General features: G+C 64.1%; 15 protein-coding genes and 1 other RNA gene. 3 read left to right on the forward strand and 13 right to left on the reverse strand.

Features of this window, described 5'->3' with window-relative positions; genetic code table 11:
• Positions 1–48 precede the first annotated feature (48 nt).
• The 5 genes from nirD to ABQZ00_RS09610 form a co-directional block, all read right to left on the reverse strand.
• Positions 49–414, reverse strand: a complete 366-nt coding sequence (gene nirD, locus ABQZ00_RS09590; RefSeq protein ID WP_323536944.1) for a nitrite reductase small subunit NirD — start codon at positions 412–414, stop codon at positions 49–51.
• Complete coding sequence (gene nirB / locus ABQZ00_RS09595; RefSeq protein WP_323537422.1) at positions 411–2,828, reverse strand: nitrite reductase large subunit NirB; 2,418 nt, start codon at positions 2,826–2,828, stop codon at positions 411–413. Before nirB ends, nirD begins: the two co-directional genes overlap by 4 nt.
• Before the next feature lie 58 nt (positions 2,829–2,886).
• The gene (locus ABQZ00_RS09600) at positions 2,887–4,056 is read right to left on the reverse strand and encodes a nitrate/nitrite transporter (protein WP_193552886.1); all 1,170 of its coding nucleotides are present in this window, start codon (positions 4,054–4,056) and stop codon (positions 2,887–2,889) included.
• A gap of 822 nt (positions 4,057–4,878) precedes the next feature.
• Positions 4,879–5,958, reverse strand: a complete 1,080-nt coding sequence (locus tag ABQZ00_RS09605) for a CmpA/NrtA family ABC transporter substrate-binding protein (protein WP_055854329.1) — start codon at positions 5,956–5,958, stop codon at positions 4,879–4,881.
• Between the two features lie 4 nt (positions 5,959–5,962).
• Positions 5,963–6,535 (reverse strand): ANTAR domain-containing response regulator, encoded by a 573-nt coding sequence (locus tag ABQZ00_RS09610; protein ID WP_055854586.1) that lies wholly within the window; start codon positions 6,533–6,535, stop codon positions 5,963–5,965.
• An 84-nt stretch (positions 6,536–6,619) separates the two neighbouring features.
• Here ABQZ00_RS09610 and ABQZ00_RS09615 point away from each other — a divergent pair, with 84 nt between their 5' ends.
• Positions 6,620–7,624: an NAD(P)-dependent oxidoreductase gene (locus ABQZ00_RS09615; protein ID WP_323536943.1), complete on the forward strand. Its 1,005-nt coding sequence runs from the start codon at positions 6,620–6,622 to the stop codon at positions 7,622–7,624.
• Positions 7,625–7,892: 268 nt separating this feature from the next.
• On the opposite strand, the gene ABQZ00_RS09620 is transcribed toward ABQZ00_RS09615, so the two are convergent.
• The 6 genes from ABQZ00_RS09620 to ABQZ00_RS09645 all read right to left on the reverse strand — a co-directional run bounded on the left by ABQZ00_RS09620 (position 7,893) and on the right by ABQZ00_RS09645 (position 12,918).
• A complete protein-coding gene (locus ABQZ00_RS09620; RefSeq protein WP_323536942.1) occupies positions 7,893–8,255 on the reverse strand; it encodes a hypothetical protein in 363 nt (120 codons plus the stop codon).
• The gene (locus ABQZ00_RS09625) at positions 8,239–8,808 is read right to left on the reverse strand and encodes a molybdenum cofactor guanylyltransferase (RefSeq protein ID WP_323536941.1); all 570 of its coding nucleotides are present in this window, start codon (positions 8,806–8,808) and stop codon (positions 8,239–8,241) included. The genes ABQZ00_RS09620 and ABQZ00_RS09625 overlap by 17 nt, the downstream gene beginning before the upstream one ends.
• Before the next feature lie 37 nt (positions 8,809–8,845).
• The gene (locus tag ABQZ00_RS09630; protein WP_323536940.1) at positions 8,846–10,099 is read right to left on the reverse strand and encodes a molybdopterin molybdotransferase MoeA; all 1,254 of its coding nucleotides are present in this window, start codon (positions 10,097–10,099) and stop codon (positions 8,846–8,848) included.
• Between the two features lie 483 nt (positions 10,100–10,582).
• Positions 10,583–11,626: an exodeoxyribonuclease III gene (gene xth / locus ABQZ00_RS09635; RefSeq protein WP_323536939.1), complete on the reverse strand. Its 1,044-nt coding sequence runs from the start codon at positions 11,624–11,626 to the stop codon at positions 10,583–10,585.
• Between the two features lie 460 nt (positions 11,627–12,086).
• Positions 12,087–12,302, reverse strand: a complete 216-nt coding sequence (locus ABQZ00_RS09640) for a hypothetical protein (protein WP_323536938.1) — start codon at positions 12,300–12,302, stop codon at positions 12,087–12,089.
• 313 nt (positions 12,303–12,615) lie between these two features.
• Positions 12,616–12,918: a hypothetical protein gene (locus ABQZ00_RS09645; protein ID WP_323536937.1), complete on the reverse strand. Its 303-nt coding sequence runs from the start codon at positions 12,916–12,918 to the stop codon at positions 12,616–12,618.
• On the opposite strand from ABQZ00_RS09645, the gene moeB reads away from it, so the two are divergent.
• Both moeB and ABQZ00_RS09655 read left to right on the forward strand, forming a co-directional pair.
• Positions 12,917–14,059 (forward strand): molybdopterin-synthase adenylyltransferase MoeB, encoded by a 1,143-nt coding sequence (gene moeB / locus ABQZ00_RS09650; RefSeq protein ID WP_323536936.1) that lies wholly within the window; start codon positions 12,917–12,919, stop codon positions 14,057–14,059. The two genes, ABQZ00_RS09645 and moeB, sit on opposite strands and share 2 nt — an antisense overlap.
• 306 nt (positions 14,060–14,365) lie before the next feature.
• Positions 14,366–14,442, forward strand: a non-coding RNA gene (locus ABQZ00_RS09655) — sX9 sRNA.
• Between the two features lie 16 nt (positions 14,443–14,458).
• Here ABQZ00_RS09655 and ABQZ00_RS09660 read toward each other — a convergent pair.
• Both ABQZ00_RS09660 and der read right to left on the reverse strand, forming a co-directional pair.
• Entirely contained in the window at positions 14,459–15,679 is a 1,221-nt protein-coding gene (locus tag ABQZ00_RS09660) for a molybdopterin molybdotransferase MoeA (RefSeq protein ID WP_323536935.1), read from the reverse strand.
• Positions 15,680–15,842: 163 nt separating this feature from the next.
• Entirely contained in the window at positions 15,843–17,240 is a 1,398-nt protein-coding gene (der, locus tag ABQZ00_RS09665; protein ID WP_115527763.1) for a ribosome biogenesis GTPase Der, read from the reverse strand.
• Position 17,241 lies beyond the last annotated feature (1 nt).

Consider the following 17,241-nt stretch of genomic DNA (forward strand, 5'->3'; position numbering starts at 1 on the left):
TGTGCGACTGCGCTGCCGTGGCAGGCGACGCGGCCTGCAGGCCTTCGCTCATGTCGCCGGCTCGGTCACGGCATCCGGCTGCGACACCGGCTGCAACACGATCCACACGGCATCGGCTTCCACCTTGACCGGGTAGCGCGGCGCGCAGCCCACGTCCGGTGCGTGGGCCTGCCCGCTCTGCAAGCCGATCGCCCAGCCATGCAACGGGCAGGTCACGGTGTCGCCGGCCACGATTCCTTGCGACAACGGCCCGCCCTTGTGCGGGCAACGGTCGCGCAGCGCAAACACCTGGTCGCCGGCAGTGCGGAAGATGGCGATCGGCGGCAGCCCATCGACTTCCAGCACGCGCGCGCCCAGCGCCGGCAGGTCCTGCAATGCGCACACGCGCACCCATGCGTCGTTGTGCATGCTCATTCCTCCACCGTTGCGGCTGGCGCGGCGATGCGCAGCGGTTGGTATTCCTGGCGCCGCTCGCCGGCAATGCGCGCCTTCCAGGGGTCGACCAGGCCTTCCAGCGAATACAACAGCCGCTCGTACAGCGCACGCCGGTTGGCGGCGTCTTCGACCACCTGCGCACGGATGTAATCCAGCCCCACGCGTGCGATGTAGTGCACGGTGCGATCCAGGTAATAGGCCTGTTCGCGATACAGCTGCAAAAACGCACCGGTGTATTCGCGTACTTCCTCGGCCGTGGTCACCTTGACCAGAAAACGCGCAACCTCGGTCTTGATGCCGCCGTTGCCGCCAACGTGCAGCTCCCAGCCCGAGTCCACCGCGATAATGCCCACATCCTTGATGCCGGATTCGGCGCAATTCCGCGGGCAACCAGACACCGCCAGCTTCACCTTGTGCGGGCTCCACATGTTGGCCAGCATGGTTTCCAGATCTATGCCCATCTGCGTGCTGTTCTGGGTGCCGAAGCGGCAAAACTCGCTGCCCACGCAGGTCTTTACCGTGCGGATCGACTTGCCGTAGGCATGGCCGGACGGCATGCCCAGATCGCGCCACACATCCACCAGATCTTCTTTCTTGACGCCAAGCAGATCGATGCGCTGTCCGCCGGTTACCTTGACCATCGGCACCGCGTACTTGTCGGCGACATCGGCAATTCGGCGCAACTCGCTGGCGTTGGTCACCCCGCCTTTCATCTGCGGAATCACCGAGAAGGTGCCGTCTTTCTGGATGTTGGCGTGCGCGCGCTCGTTGATGAAACGCGATTGCGGGTCGTCGATGGCTTCATGCGGCCAGGTCGAGAGCATGTAGTAGTTGATCGCCGGCCGGCAGGTGGCGCAGCCATTGGGCGTGCGCCACTCCATGAAGGCATAGGCCTGCGCGTGGGTCAGTAGTTTGTGTTCGCGAATGGCACGGCGCACTTCGCCATGACTCAAGTCGGTACACGCGCAAACCGCCTTGGTTTTCGGGGTTTCCTGGAAGTTGGAACCCAGGCAATTCATCAGGATCTGTTCGACCAAGCCGGTGCATGAACCGCAGGAACTGGCCGCCTTGGTGTGCTTTTTCACCTCGTCCACAGTGAACAGGCCTTGCTCACTGATCGCTTTGACAATCGTGCCCTTGCACACGCCGTTGCAACCGCAGACCTCGTCGCTGTCGGACATGGCGCTGGCGCGGTCCTGGCCGCCTGTGCCCGAGTCGCCTAACGCGCTCTCGCCGAAGATCAGTTGGTCGCGTTGCGCCTGGATCGGCGTGCCGTCCTTGAGCAACTTGAAGTACCAGCCGCCATCGCTGGTGTCGCCATACAGGCACGCACCCACCAGCACGTCGTCGCGGATCACCAGCTTTTTATAGACGCCGCCGGCCGGGTCGGACAGCACGATTTCTTCGCAGCCATCGCCGCCCATGAAGTCGCCGGCCGAAAACAAGTCGATGCCGGTGACCTTGAGCTTGGTCGATGCCACCGAGCCGCGATAGATACCGATACCGAACTGCGCCAGATGGTTGGCGCAGACCTTGGCCTGCTCGAACAATGGCGCGACCAGACCGTACGCAATGCCACGATGGTTGGCGCACTCGCCCACCGCATACACGCGCGGGTCGAAACTCTGCAGGCTGTCGTTGACCACGATGCCGCGTGAGCAATGGATGCCAGCTTCTTCGGCCAGCCGCGTATTCGGGCGGATACCGGCGGCCATCACCACCAGATCGGCGGGGATCTCGCTGGCGTCGGCAAACTTCACCCCGATCACTTCGCCCTGTGCATTGCCCAGTAGCGCGCTGGTGGCGGTATTGAGGCGGAACTCCAGCCCGCGTGCGCGCAGCGCCTGTTGCAACAGGTTGCCGGCCACCGGGTCGAGCTGGCGCTCCAGCAACCAGCCGGCCAGGTGCACCACGGTCACATCCATGCCACGTACTTTCAACCCGTTAGCCGCTTCCAGACCGAGCAGGCCGCCACCGATCACCACCGCATGCTGTCTGCTGCGCGCGGTGTCGATCATGGTGCGGGTATCCTGGATATCGCGATACCCGATCACGCCTTTCAACGTATTGCCGGGAATCGGCAGCACGAACGGCACCGAGCCGGTGGCGATCAACAACCGGTCGTACTCGGCTTCGGTGCCATCGGCGGCGATCACGCGGCGGCGCACGCGATCGATGCGTGTCACTTCCTTGTTCAAGTGCAGATGGATGCCGTTGTCGCGGTACCACTGCAGCGGGTTCAACACGATGTCGTCGAACTCCTGCTCGCCGGCCAACACGGGCGAGAGCAGGATGCGGTTGTAGTTGGGATGCGGCTCGGCCCCGAACACGGTGATGTGATACATGCCCGGCATCAGCTTGAGCAGTTCTTCCACGGTGCGGATGCCGGCCATGCCGTTGCCGATGACGACGAGTCTGGGTTGCTTCATTGCCTGGATTCCTGTCGACATGTCAGACGCGCGCCGCGCCGGCGGTGGACCACTCGCTGCGCCACTGGGTCTTGACCCCGGCCAGCAGCGCCCAGCCACCCAACGCGAAGGCAGCGAACAGCCACATGCCCAATGCATAACTGCCGGTGTGTTGCTTGAGCACGCCCAGGCTCGCGGCCAGAGCAAACCCGCCGATGCCGCCGGCCATGCCGATCAAGCCGGTCATCACCCCGATGTCCTGGCCAAATCGCTGCGGCACCAGCTGAAAAACAGCGCCATTGCCAGCGCCAAGGCACAGCAAGGTCAGTACGAACAACGCCAGCGTGAGCGTGGCCCCACCCGCACCGAATCCGGCAATTCCCACCAGCACGGCCACCAGCAGATACACCGTCAGCAAGGCACGTGTGCCGCCGACGCGATCGGCAATGACGCCACCGAGCGGCCGCATCACCGAACCGGCTAGCACGCAGGCCGCAGTCGCCCACCCGGCAGTGCGCGCATCGAAGCCGAATTGGTCGTGGAAGTAGCCCGGCAACGCGCTCGCAAAGCCGGAAAAACCGCCAAAGGTGATCGCGTAGAAAAACATGAAGCGCCATGCATCGCGGTTGCCCACCAGCACGCGGCCGTAGTCGGCCCATTGCTTGCGTGCGACCGGTGTGGGCGCTTCCTTGGCAATCGACGCAAACACGATCAGCGTCAGCACCAACGGAATGCACGCCAGTCCAAATACGTTTTGATAGCCGAATGCGGCGGCCAGCATCGGCGCGAACAACGCGGCCAGCACCGTGCCGGAATTGCCGGCACCGGCAATGCCCATCGCAGTACCCTGATGCTCGGGCGGATACCAGCGCGATGCCAACGGCAATGCCACTGCAAACGAGGCGCCGGCAATGCCTAGCAGCACACCCAATATCAACACCTGTCCCATGCTGTTGACGCCCAGTTGCCAGGCACCGAACAACGCGGCGATGACGGCGAGCTGGGCGAGTACGCCGGCACGCTTTGCACCGACGCGATCGGCAAACATGCCCAGCACCAGGCGCAGCACCGCGCCACACAGGATGGGCACCGCCACCATCAAGGCGCGCTGCTGCGTATCCAATCCCAGCGCTTGCGCAATCGGTACCTGCAACGGCCCGAGCAGATACCACACCATGAAGCTCAGGTCGAAATACAGGAAGGATGCGAACAAGGTGGGCGTGTGCCCGGATCGCCAGAACGAGCGCTGCATAGAGACCTCTTCGAATGCGATGGCCAAAAAAAAACGGCGCCCCTCCGGTAAACCGGAAGGACGCCGTTGTCCTGGATGCGTGCGGATCGCCGTTGAACCGCTGCACCGTGTACGTGTTGTTGCAGGCACGCCGTTGTACCTGCACGTGACTGCTACGCAATCAGCGTGCCAACTTTTTCATCAACACGTCACATTGATGCAAGCCATTGAAAAATTTGCGTTTCATTGAATTTCGCGCGAATGCTTCGCGGCTTTCTGGTAGGCAGATGCAGCTCGCCACTCCCGTCTTTCGTGCGGCTACGCACCAATAGCGTGCGCCGGCCATCCAGGTGGCTAACTAGGCAAGATCAACATGTTGCACCCATCGCCTGCGCCGCAGCGAAGCCATGGACCTGCGGCTCCGCAGTGGATGCATCTGCGCTGTCCAAGCATTGCGATGCAGAAGATAAGTCGATGAGTCGCGTCGTTATAGGGACAGGCAACTACTGACTGCGTCGAGCGCGCGGTGCCCTCACCGCTCGCGGGACACGCTGTGAATCCATCTCTGGACGCTGCGTGGCGGCATCCATGCCGCCAGAGGGTCCCGCGAGCGGCGACGACACCGCACCAGACCGTTGGTCGGTCGCTGTATTGAAGAACAACACACCACCCCTCTAGCCTGGTCCTTGCGCGCCTACCGTCGCGGGACGTTATGCGGCATGGATGCCGCATAAGAGCCTCCCCGGAAGGATTCACGGCGTGTCTCGCGGTGGTGGCCGGGCAAGGCCCTTAAAAAAAACCGTGTCAGTCGCCTATAGGTGTATCGAACAACCGATTGCGCCGATGATCGCCATCCGGCACAGCCACCCCCACGCGCGCCGCGGCACGGCGATAGTTGTCCAAGCGATGGATGTCGCGCAGCCGCGCGATATCGTCGTCCTGGATGTCGTGCCATCCCCAGCGCTGGAACTGGCGCAGGAACCACTCGCCATCCGATAGCCAAGGCATGTTCACCGTGCCGTGGCGATGGAAGGCCAGCGCGGTGGCATCGCGCGCTAGACCATCGGCATCTGCATCGGCATCCAGGCACGCTGCCAGATGCGCCGCCGACACGCCGATATGCTGCGGCTCCGCCAACCACTGCGCGCAGTGCGCGCGGTTGTCCGCGGAGGCATCCAGCCAGCGGCACGCTTCCAGCACGCAGGCGGTCAATTGCTCGGTCAGCTCCGGCTGCAAGGCGGCAAACTCGCGCCGGCAGGCCAGTACCTTTTCGGGATGGCCGGGCCACAGTTGACCACTGCGGATCACCCGCGCGCCGCTGCCCTGCGCCTGCGCCACGGCTGCCCAGGGCTCCCCGGAGCAGTAGCCATCGATCAATCCACTGGCCAGGGCATCGGGCATCTGCGGCGGTGGAATGCTGAGCACATCGACATCGCGCATCGGGTCCACGCCGCCCGCGGCCAACCAGTAATACAGCCATAACGCGTGCGTGCCAGTGGGAAAGGTCTGCGCAAACACCGCGCGTCGTCCCAGGTTTTTCAGTACCTGCGGCAGCGCCTGGCCGTCGACAAGCGCCTGCGCCAATGCCGGCGCCATGGTGATCGCCTGACCGTTGTGGTTGAGCGTCATCAGCAACGCCATCGGGCACTGCGGCCCGGCAACGCCCAAATCGATGGCATACACCAGGCTGGCCAGCGCATGCGCTGCGTCCACCTCGCCCGCCAGCAGACGGTCGCGCACGCCGGCCCAGGAGGCCTGCCGGTGCAGGTCCAGCTGCAGCCCGTGCACGCGATCCAGGCCCAGCCGGTGTGCGGCAATCAACGGCGCGCAGTCGATCAGCGGCATGTAGGCCACGCGCAATACGGGGAGATCGGCTTGGCTCATCTGTTCATCCCAACAACTCGGCCATGGCCACGATGCGTCGCGCCACTTCGGCCAGCTTGACGCCCTGCTTCATCGCCTGCTGGCGCAGCGCGGCGTACGCATCGGCCTCGCTGAGGCCACGTTTTTCCATCAGCAGACCCTTGGCGCGGTCGATCTGTTTGCGGTCCTGCAAGGCCTGCTGCACATCGTCCAGGCGTTTGCGCATGCTGCTTTCGTGCGCAAACCGGGCCAGCGCCACCTGCACGATCGGCGCCAGCCGCGCCGGCGCCAGGCCATCCACCACATACGCGGTGACACCTGCGCCTACCGCCGCGTGGATCAGCGCGTCGTCGCCATCGCCGGAAAACATCACCACCGGGCGCGGCGCATGGGTGTGCAGCATCGACAACTGCTCCAACGTGTCGCGCGACGGCGAATCCACGTCGATCACCACCACATCCGGCTGCTGGCTCTGCACCGCATGCAGCAACGCACCGACCGATGCCACATCGTCGAGCACCGTGTAGCCGGCGCGCGTCAACGCCTGGCGCAGTTCGCCAATGGGCTTTTCGGTATCGTTGACCAGCAAAACACGCATTGGCGGCGGCGAGGCGTGTGGACGTGACCCGATGGTGCCATGCAACATGCCGTTGGTGCGAGTCATCATTTTGGAGTGGGCCTGATGCCGTTGTTCCCGTTGTTCGCAAATCTGCAGGGGCGTGCCGTGCTGGTGATCGGCGGTGGCGAGGTCGCCACGCGCAAGGTGCTCGCGCTGCTCAAGGCAGGCGCGCAGATCCGCCTGTACGCGCACGCGCTGTCGCCCGAACTTGCGGAGTTGATGCAGGCCGGGCGCTTCGAGCAGCTGGGCGGCGAGTTCGATCCGGCCTGGATCGACACGGTCTGGCTCGTGGTCGCGGCTACCGACGACACCGACTTGAACCAACGCGTCGCTGCGGCCGCGGGGGCGCGTCAGCGGCTGGTCAACGTGGTGGACGATGCCGAGCTGTCGACGTACCAGGTACCGGCGATCGTGGATCGCGACCCGCTGGTCATCGCCATTTCATCGGCCGGTGCGGCGCCGATGCTGGCACGCCGCCTGCGCGAGCGGCTTGAACGCGAGCTGGATGCATCGGTGGGCCGCTTCGCTGGTTTGTTTGCGCGCCATCGCGAGCGTATCCGCAGCCAATTTCCCGATATGAACCGGCGCAGGCGTTGGTTCGATCGCGTGATCGATGGACAGGTGCCGTTGCTGCTGCAGGCCGGCGACGATGCCGCAGCCGACGCTGCGTTCAATGCGGCACTCGACGACGCTGATACCGTCCCGGCGCGCGGCAGCGTGCAGCTGGTCGGCACCGGCCCCGGCGATCCAGGGCTGCTGACCTTGAAGGCGTTGCGTGCAATGAATCTGGCCGATGTACTGCTGGTCGGCGCGGACGTGCCCGACGCGGTACTCGAGCTGGCCCGCCGCGACGCCTCGCGGCGCGCACTGCCGCCCGAGCCTCAGGCACAGCACGCATTGCTGCTGGAACTGGCAAGCGAAGGCCTGCATGTGGTCGCGCTGCGCAGCGGTACCGGCTACTGCCCTATGGCAGCGGCCCCGATCGAAGCCGCACTGCAGGAACGCGGACTGGCCTGCGAGCGCGTACCTGGCATCTGCACCGAACGGTGCAAGCGGCTCACGCCGTGACCAAGAGCGGCTAACAGAAACGACTACGCAGCACCCAGGCGGGCGCGGTCGGTGCTCGGAGTGCGTATGTATCTCTACATGCACTCAGCTTCCGGTGTGCCGTCCCCACCAGACTGACGACTGCTTACTACGTTTTTAGCCGCTTCAAGTCGCAAGCAGACTGCAGCCGTGTCGGTGATGGGCAGACCGCAGGACGAGCGTTTACCGCATTCCATCCCTGTGTAGGCCCATCACGCGCATGCAGCAACGGCGCATCTAAGACGTCAACTCACTCCTTCGGAAACCGCTTGCGCGCACTGTCGCGCACATCGATATCGAAGGTCACGTGCAGCGCCATGTGTTCTGCATGCCCGGCGCCCGCATCGAAACTGAAGCTCAATCCCTCGCGGCTCGGAAGTTGGCGGGAGTGTTGTTCCAGCGCGTCGCGCGGCACCAGCAATTGCCAGTGATCGGTGGCGCAATTGCACGCAGCGTGACCGCCGGTCAGGCTGACGCTATGCCGCACCAACCGCGCGCCCTGCCCGCTTGGCAAGCGGCTGAGATTGTCGACACTGCGACCGGCAAGCAAAGCAGCCAGTTCGTCTTCGTCGATACGGAACCGCACCTGCTGACCTTCAATCTGGATTTTCATGAATGAGCTGACTCCACTGCTCGGGCGTATTGCAATTGACGAACGCGGCGCGTTCGCTGTCTGTGACAGCCACGCGATGGCACTGCAGTGAACGTTGCAGGGCGCGCAGCGAGCGTGACGCTGCAGCACCATGCATCAACGTCGACAACGCTTCACGCACGGTGGCATCGATGCACAGGCGCATCGGCAACATCTGCTCGTCGAAGGCGACACAGCGCTGCTGCGCGGGTGCCAGCAGCCGCGCGATCAACTGCGAGGACAGCAGCGGCATATCCACCGGCACCACCACCAGCGTGGTCAGATCGGCGACCTGATCGATCACGCTGACCAAGCCGCCGAGCGGCCCCAGATCCGGCTGCGTATCGGCGATGCCGTCATAGCCCGGGCGCTGGCCGCTGATCAGCACATCCTGCGCACCCGCATCGCGCAGCAGCGCCTGCATCTGCGCAATCAATGGACGCCCGCGCCAAAGCAGCATGGCCTTGTCCTGCCCCATCCGCGACGAGCGGCCGCCGGCCAGCACCACACCGGTCCATGGAGATGCGGCGCTCATGCCGTGCACGCGCCTGTCGTGCGGTCCGCATGCCGGCTCATGCCATCAACACCGGTGCTGCCGGCTGCAGATGGCCCAGCCCGAACACCTCCGCCGTCGTATGTGGCGCAGCTGCGTCGTCCTGCGGCTCCAGCACCGCCCACACATTGGCCTGCAGCAAGGGCGCCACCCGGAACGATTCCTGCTGCGGCAAGATCTGCACACACAGCGCGCCCAGCGCGTTGCAGTACAAACGCGCACGCAGATGCTGGCGCCAGATCGGCCGCGCTTGCAGCGGCGTCTCCAATGCCACGCGCAGGCCGCGCTCGTCCGGCATGCCCAGTAATCCGCGCAAGGCCGGTTCGACAAAAAACCGGAGCCCGGCAGCGCTGGCCATTGGATTGCCCGGCAAGCCCACGTACAACACGCCGTCGGTAAACCGTGCCAGCAACACCGGTTTGCCCGGTCGCACGGCGACCTTGTGAAACAGCAGGCGCGCTGCGTGCCGTGCCAGTGCATCGGGCACAAAGTCATAGCGACCGCGCGACACCGCACCCGTACTCAAGATCACGTCGGCGCCAGCGTTGCGCGCCTGTGCAAGTGCGGCGTCGAACGCCGCATCGTCGTCACCCACCTGCCCTTGCCACACCAACTCCGCGCCCGCTGCGTGCACCTTGCTGCGCAGATAGCTGCTGGTGCCATCGCGGATCTGTCCGGGCTGCAGCGGTTGCGTGGGGTCGCTGATCAACTCGCGGCCGGTCGCGATCAGCGCAACCCGTGGTCGCCGCACGACCTGAACTTGCGCGCATCCCAGACCGGCCAGCAACATCAAATGCGCACCACGCAGCACGGTACCCGCAGCGATCACGACATCATCCAGGCGAACATCTTCCCCACGGCAGCGGATGTGCTGCCCCGCACGCACATCCGCACGCAGCCGGATGCGGCTGGGGCGTGCGTCGTGGTGGGCAAGAATATCTACCTGCTCGATCGGCACCACCGCATCGGCATGCGCAGGCACGCCAGCGCCGGTCATGATCTCCCACGCCGCACCCAACTCCGCCGCACCGACATCTGTCCCTGCTGCGACCGTGCCCGCCACTACATGCTCGCTGCCTGCTGCAGCACCAAGCCCCTGTGTGGCGATGGCAAACCCATCCATGGCGCTGTTATCGAATGGTGGCAGCTCGGCCGGGCTCGACAACGCATGCGCAAGTACACGGCCCTCGGCATCGGCGCTGTCCACCCACTCGCCGACTAGCGTGGCGACCTGCTGGTGCACGATGGCAAGTGCTTCGGCGTAGCTGATCATGAGCAATGCGATGCCGACCGGTGGATGACCTGGCTAGGATACCGGCCTGCAGCGTGGCCGGTACAGCGTGGGCATTGGCGTTCTGGTAGCGCCACGACCTATGGGGCGGCGATCGACCTGCCTCTATAGCGCGCTGGTTGGCATTGCTGCGTCTATCCTCAGCAATGCCTTGGTCCTGCTGACCGTAAGCACCGGCGATGTGCCGCAGCGGATCAAACATCGTCGCCTGGATGGAATGACTGAGATTGGTTGGCGGAGCCTCTGAGTGTCGACTGCACAAACATGCATCGATTGAAAGATCAACGCCCGTGCAGTGCGTGATCTGCAGTGCCGTTCCAGCTGGAGTACAGCGCAGTGCCAGAGAAAGATGCAGAAGCCGCATCTCCGTACCCCACCCTCATTCGCAAGCGGTCTAGCGCGACGGCGTGATTGGCTTGGCACAGCAACCAGCTGGTAACCGGATGCATGGCGTAGCCGTTTCCGTTACGTCTTGCCAACCGTGCGCACAGCCTTCTTGGCTGCTGCTTTGCCAGCGTTTGCGGAACTGCCTGCCGGCGTGAGCGTTGCATTTTTCTTCTTCGCTACCGCTACCGTAGCGGACTGCTTCGCAGAACGCTTTGAAACGCCTTTCGCCGCCGTCTTGGCTGCCGGTTTGCGCACTGGCGTTTTTTTCGTCGCCCCACGTTTGCGTGTCGTCGATGCAGCGTCATCGCTCGCCGTCGTCTCGGCGATCGCGTCCGGTACCCGTACGCTGATCCAGGTAGGCGCGTGATCGCTGGCCTTTTCCAGGGCTCGCACCCATTTGTCTACGCCCGCATCCTGCAAGCCGGCCGCCAATGCGCGATTGAGCAGCAGATGATCGATACGCAGCCCGCGATCGCGCGCAAAATGCTGGCGAAAATAATCCCAGAACGTATAGATCGGCGCATCGCCATGCACCGCCAGCAGACTATCGGTCCAGCCCTGCTCCAGCAGCGTCTGGTACGCCTGCCGGCTTTCCGGTTGCAGCAATGCATCCTTGCGCCAGCCCTTCGGGTCGTAGATGTCCGCATCGGTCGGCACGACGTTGAAGTCGCCGATCAAGGCCACCGGATGCGGCAACTCCACCAACGTCTCCGCGTGACGGATAAGACGCTGAAACCAGGCGAGCTTGTAATCGAATTTCGGACCAGGCTGCGGGTTGCCGTTGGGCAAATACAGACACGCCACCACCACTCCATGAATCGCCGCTTCCAGATAGCGACTCTGGGTGTCGCTCGGGTCCCAGGGCAGGCCACGGCGAATCTCGACAGGGTCGGCGCCGCGCGCCAACAAGGCAACGCCATTCCAGGCGCGCTGTCCCTGCCAGATCACACCGTAGCCAGCATCGCGAACCGCCTGCTCCGGGAACGCCTCTTGTGTGGCTTTCAGCTCCTGCAGACCCACAATATCCGGCTGCTCGCGCGTGAGCCATTCCAGCAGGTGCGGCAACCGGCTGGCGATTCCGTTGACGTTGAAGGTGGCGATCTTGCGTGTGGTGCTTGCCATGGAAATGCCAGCTTGTTGCGCGCTCGATGAACTCGCAGCATGGCGGCGGTCACATGAAGGCGATGCCCAAGCGAGGTGAAGCTGCCGCGCAGGTATGCACGGGCGCACACGCCTCGCTGCATGCGCCCGACCATGACAGGCGAGGCATCAAGCCAGGCATGCGAGAAGGTGCCAGTCTCGCCTTCACCGGTCTGCTACCACGCCTGGGAGACCGGCGTTTGGCGATGCGGTCGCACACACAACCATACGATGCCCCAGCACGCACCACGCAACGCACCGCGTTTCACCGAGGCGAAACCGGATACGTGCATCACGAACAAGCAGCAGCATGAAGACGAAACCAACGCCGAGTCAGTGCTGACGCAGCACCGCTTTCATCACGCAAGGCATCCACATCGATCGACAGGTCGCACCACCTCATGCGCTATCGCCGACGACTGGCAACCGAGCAGCGGCGATCTCACGCTCCAGGGTCTGCTGGTCCAAGCTGATTGGCGGCCAGAATTTCATCGATCCGTTTAACAATCTGCGCGGCCTCTTCCTGCGACTGGGCAGCAGCAGTAATTTTTTCGGCACGTGCGTGGAACACGTCCCAAAAATCGTCCGGATGCTGGCTGCGAATCTCGGGCAAGTGTTTTGCCAGCTGCTTCAATTGCGCATCGATATCGGGTGTCATCAAGATCTCCTTCTGTAGCCAAACGCGGCTGATAAGACGTAGCGAAGAATGCTCAGGTGGATTCGGACGGCGCATAACTTGCGCGTTGACGCGAACACGAAAATTCCAGAGACCGTCCGCATCTGTCTGACGAACATCCAACGCAAGACCATTGCGCTACGCTACCGCCGCCTGGGTGAGCCTGATGACAATGCAGCACGCCACCTCATCGGCGGAACGAAAATCCGCAGTGCTACGGACGTACCAGCGCTGCAATCTCGCGTGGGAAATCTGCGCGCTGGCAATCCAGGCAGTGATTGGTCGTGGTTCCTAGTCACTTGCGCGCTCCGGCCAGCAGCGTCAGGTTGTTGTTGAGCTCGTGATTGAACGCAAGGTGCAGCCACTTCGCGATGCTGTTCGATCTGCTGCAGTTATCGCCGGAAGCGTGCCGCAGAATTTCTGCGCCAGGTGCGGGCCACACCTGCAGAGGGCCTTGCACAGTCATCCGCCAAGATGGCGTTGTAAAGCGTTCTTCGACACCGCGCTCGAAGGCCAGAGGATCGGCCTGAATACGCTCGACTCCCACCGTCAGCCGCTGCACATCAAACCCCCGATGTTTGCGCGACAATGGCGCCATGAGCAGCCATGACCTCTCCCCCGCCGATGCACGTGCACGCGCCCTGCAAGGTGCCTTGTTGATCGATATCCGGCAACTGCATGAGCGCGCCAGCGGCCAGGCCGAAGGTGCGTTGGCGATTGCGCAACACGATCTTGAAACCGCACCCACCCAGCATCTGCCCGACCAAGCACGCGAAATCCTGTTGATCTGCCAGAGTGGTAAACGCTCCGCGCACACGGCCGAGGTCTTGCGTGCGCTGGGGTACACGCAGGTGGCATCGGTGCTGGGAGGGACCACTGCATGGATGAGCGATGGCCTGCCGTTGGTGCGCCCGACACTGCCGGCGGACGAACAGGATTTTCTTGAGCGCTATTCGCGGCATCTGCGCTTGCCGCAGGTCGGCCTGCAAGGCCAGCAGCGGCTGGCACGTGCGCGCGTACTGCTGATCGGCGCTGGCGGGCTGGGCTCGCCGGCTGCGTTTTATCTCGCTGCCGCAGGCGTCGGCCACCTGCGCCTGGCCGACGACGATGTCGTCGACCGCAGCAATCTGCAGCGCCAGATCCTGCACACCGAAGACAGCGTCGGCAATGCCAAGGTCGCCTCGGCGGCGCAGCGCCTCGGCGCGCTCAACCCCCGCGTGCACGTCGAGGCGGTGCAGACACGCGTGACCGCCGACAACGTGGAAGCGTTGTTGCAGGATGTCGATGTGGTGGTCGACGGCGCCGACAACTTTGCGGCGCGCTATTTGCTCAACGATGCATGCGTCAAACTCGGCAAGCCACTGGTCTACGGCGCGGTGCAACAGTTCGAAGGCCAGGTGAGCGTGTTCGATGCCGGCCGCAATCGCGGGCAGGCGCCGTGCTACCGCTGCCTGTTCCCCGAGCCGCCGCCGCCGGAATTTGCGCCCAGCTGCGCGGAAGCAGGCGTACTCGGCGTGCTGCCGGGCGTGATCGGGCTGTTGCAAGCCACCGAAGCGCTCAAATTGCTACTTGGCATCGGCGACAGCCTGAGCGGCCGCCTGCTCAGCTTCGACGCGTTGTCGATGCGGTTTCGCGAGATCCGCCTGCCGCCCGATCCGCACTGCCCGGTGTGCGCGCCGGGTGTGGCATTTCCCGGCTATGCGGACTACGCGTCCTTTTGCGGCAGCGCAGTCGGCTGAGGCAGCTTTCGAAGCGGCATTGCAGGTCTGCAACGTCCGATCAGCGCTTTGATCGCGATAGCGGCGCTGATCCGCCAGCGCGACTCGGCGGCCAATCAACGCCGGTTGACGCGCTAGCGCGTTGAGCGAACCTGCCTGGGCGCCGGCGTACCACAGCGGCTTTTGCAGCGCGGCGAAGCCAAGCGGCACACATTCTCCGCACCGCTTCCTTCTTGCCCACGCGACAGCAGCGTCGCCGCGCAGACGAGTCATTTAGAGCAGCTAGTCAAACGACCTTGCAGCCGCCAGGCAAGCGCGGCGCGTGCGCGGAATCACTCGTACACACCGATTCTGAGCGCGCCGTCCATACCCACTTAACGACTGCTTACTACGTTGTGTTAGCCGCTCTTTGTCATCTGCCTACAGCGCGTACGGAATCACCCGCACGATCTCGCCCGCCTCGAAGCGACGCGCCTGCTCCGGCAGGACGATCAGGGCATTGCTGTCGGCCGCGCCACGCAGCAGATGCGAAGCGTCGCCACGATGCGGCTGCGCGCTCAGACGTCCGTCGGTGCCGCATTCCAAGCGGCCGCGCAGGAATTCCAGGCGCTCGTGACGTTTTTCCCAGGGACTGGCCAGCGCGGCGTGCCACACCGGGCGCGGCTCGCTGCGTCCCTGTAACCCGTCCAGCAACGGCACACCGTAGGCGATCAACGTTGCCAGGACAGACACCGGATTACCCGGCAGCCCCAACACCAGGCAGCGCCCGATCTGCCCCAACACCGCCGGCATGCCTGGACGCATACGCACACGCCAGAAATGGATCTGCCCCAACTCCTGGATCAGTCCCGGCAGATAATCCTTTTCGCCAGCCGACACACCGCCGCAGGTAATCACCACATCGAAGGCGGCCGCCGCATCTTCCAGCATGGTGCGGATGCGCTGCGGATCGTCCGGCAAGGTCGGCCACGCGGTCGGCGCATAGCCAAGCGCCCGCAGCTGCGCCATCAGCATGTCGCGGTTGCTGTTGTAGATCTGGCCGGGGCCAAGTGGCATGCCCGGCTCCACCAACTCATCGCCAGTGGCCAGCACCGCGATGGTCGGCCGCGGTGCCACCGCCAGTCGCGACATCCCCAGCGCCGCAGCCAGCCCGATACGCGCGGGAGTCAGCACCTGCCCGGTCTGGATCACCAGATCGCCTGCACGCACATCGCTGCCGGCCAAGCGCACCGATGCACCCGCGCTGGGTGTGGACCGGATGGTGACCACGCCGTCGCGTTCTTCGGTGTCTTCCTTGGGTACCACGGTGTCGGCACCTGCCGGAAGCGGAGCACCGGTGGTGATGCGCAGGCATTGCCCTTCGGCCAGCGTGCCGCCCCACTGCTCGCCGGCAAACTGCTCGCCGACAAGCTGCAAGCGCGTCTGCGCGCCAGCCAGATCGGCATGCCGCAATGCAAAGCCATCCATCGCACTGTTGGCGAACGGCGGCAACGCCAGTCGCGCGATCAGATCGGCAGCGCAGATGCGGCCATCGGCACGCGCGGTGGCAATGTTTTCGTCGGGCGGACGATTGGCACCGGCGACGGCGTGCAGAATCTGCAACGCCTGCGCGTAAGCAATACGGGTGGGATAGTCGTTCATGGCATGAAGGATACCAGCGTGCCATGACTGCTCGGGGCCTACCCCGTCGGCCTGTCATGCAGATGCCGCACGCGGGCGCATTACCCGCCGCTCGCTAGCCAACACATGCTGCTGCAATCCATCGATGCCACGGCGCCGAGGCGCCATGGCATACGACAAAGACTTACTTGCCTTTGACGTGCCGCATCAAACGCCGCTTGCGCGCAACCTGACGGTCCGAAAGCGTGTTCTTCTTGCCCTCGTACGGATTGGAGCCTTCGCGGAAGATGAAACGCACCGGCGTCCCCACCAGCTTGAAGCGCTTGCGGAAGAAGTTTTCCAGATAGCGCTTGTAGGATTCCGGCAGCACCTTCAATCGCGTGCCGTGCACGATAAACGTCGGCGGATTTGCGCCACCCGGATGCACATAGCGCAACTTGGAGACGTGGCCACGAATGCTCGGCGGCGGATTGGTTTCGTAGGCGATTTCCAGCGCCTGATTCACTTCGCTGGTGCTGAACTCATGCGTGGCAGATGCATGCGCGCGATGGATCGCCTGGAACAGCTCGCGCATGCCCGAGCCATGCAGCGCGGAAATCCGCACCGCTTCGGCCCAGCTGACAAAGCCCAGCTTGCGCGACAACAGGTCTTCGGCCTGCGCACGCTGATAGTCGCTCTGTCCATCCCACTTATTGATCGCTACGACCAGCGCACGGCCAGCGTCCAGGATTGCACCAAGAATGGTTGCGTCCTGATCGGTGACGCCTTCGCCGGCATCGAGCATCAGCACTGCGACCTGGCATTGTTCGATCGCCTGCAGCGTCTTGAACGCGCTGAATTTCTCCACCGCCTCTTCGACCTTGCCCCTGCGACGCAGACCTGCCGTGTCGATCAAACGGTATTGGCGACCGTCGCGATCCATATCCACTGCGATCGAGTCACGCGTGGTGCCCGGCACTTCCGAGGCGATCATGCGCTCTTCGCCAAGCAGGCGATTGACCAGCGTCGACTTGCCCACGTTCGGGCGACCGACAAAAGCGATGCGCACCCGTGCCGGATCGGTATCCAACAACTCGCCGGCACCTTCCGCAGGCAGACGCGCACCGACTTCTTCGAGCAACTCGTCGATGCCCTGCCGGTGCGCAGCAGACAGCGCGACCACATCGGAGAAGCCGTAGCGCGCAAATTCCGAACGCACAGTCTCTTCGTCGGTGCCGTCGATCTTGTTGATGACCAACACGGTCGGCCGCGCCAGCTTGCGCAACCAGGCCAGAATTTCGTCGTCCAGCGATGAGGCGCCTTCGCGGCCATCGACCACGAACAGCACCAGATCCGCCTCGCCCGCGGCAGCGCGTGCCTGACGCGCAGTTGCACCGGCCAGGCCTTCCTCGTCGCCGGCGATACCACCGGTATCGACCACGATGAAAGGGCGCTCCTCGTCGAGACGGCAGACGCCGTAGTTACGGTCGCGGGTGACGCCCGGCTGGTCATGGACCAGCGCGTCACGGGTGCGCGTCAGCGCATTGAAGATGGTGGACTTGCCGACATTGGGCCGTCCAACCAGGGCGACCAGGGGCAGCATC

Source organism: Xanthomonas sp. WHRI 10204 (assembly GCF_040202875.1).
Taxonomy (GTDB): Bacteria; Pseudomonadota; Gammaproteobacteria; order Xanthomonadales; family Xanthomonadaceae; genus Xanthomonas.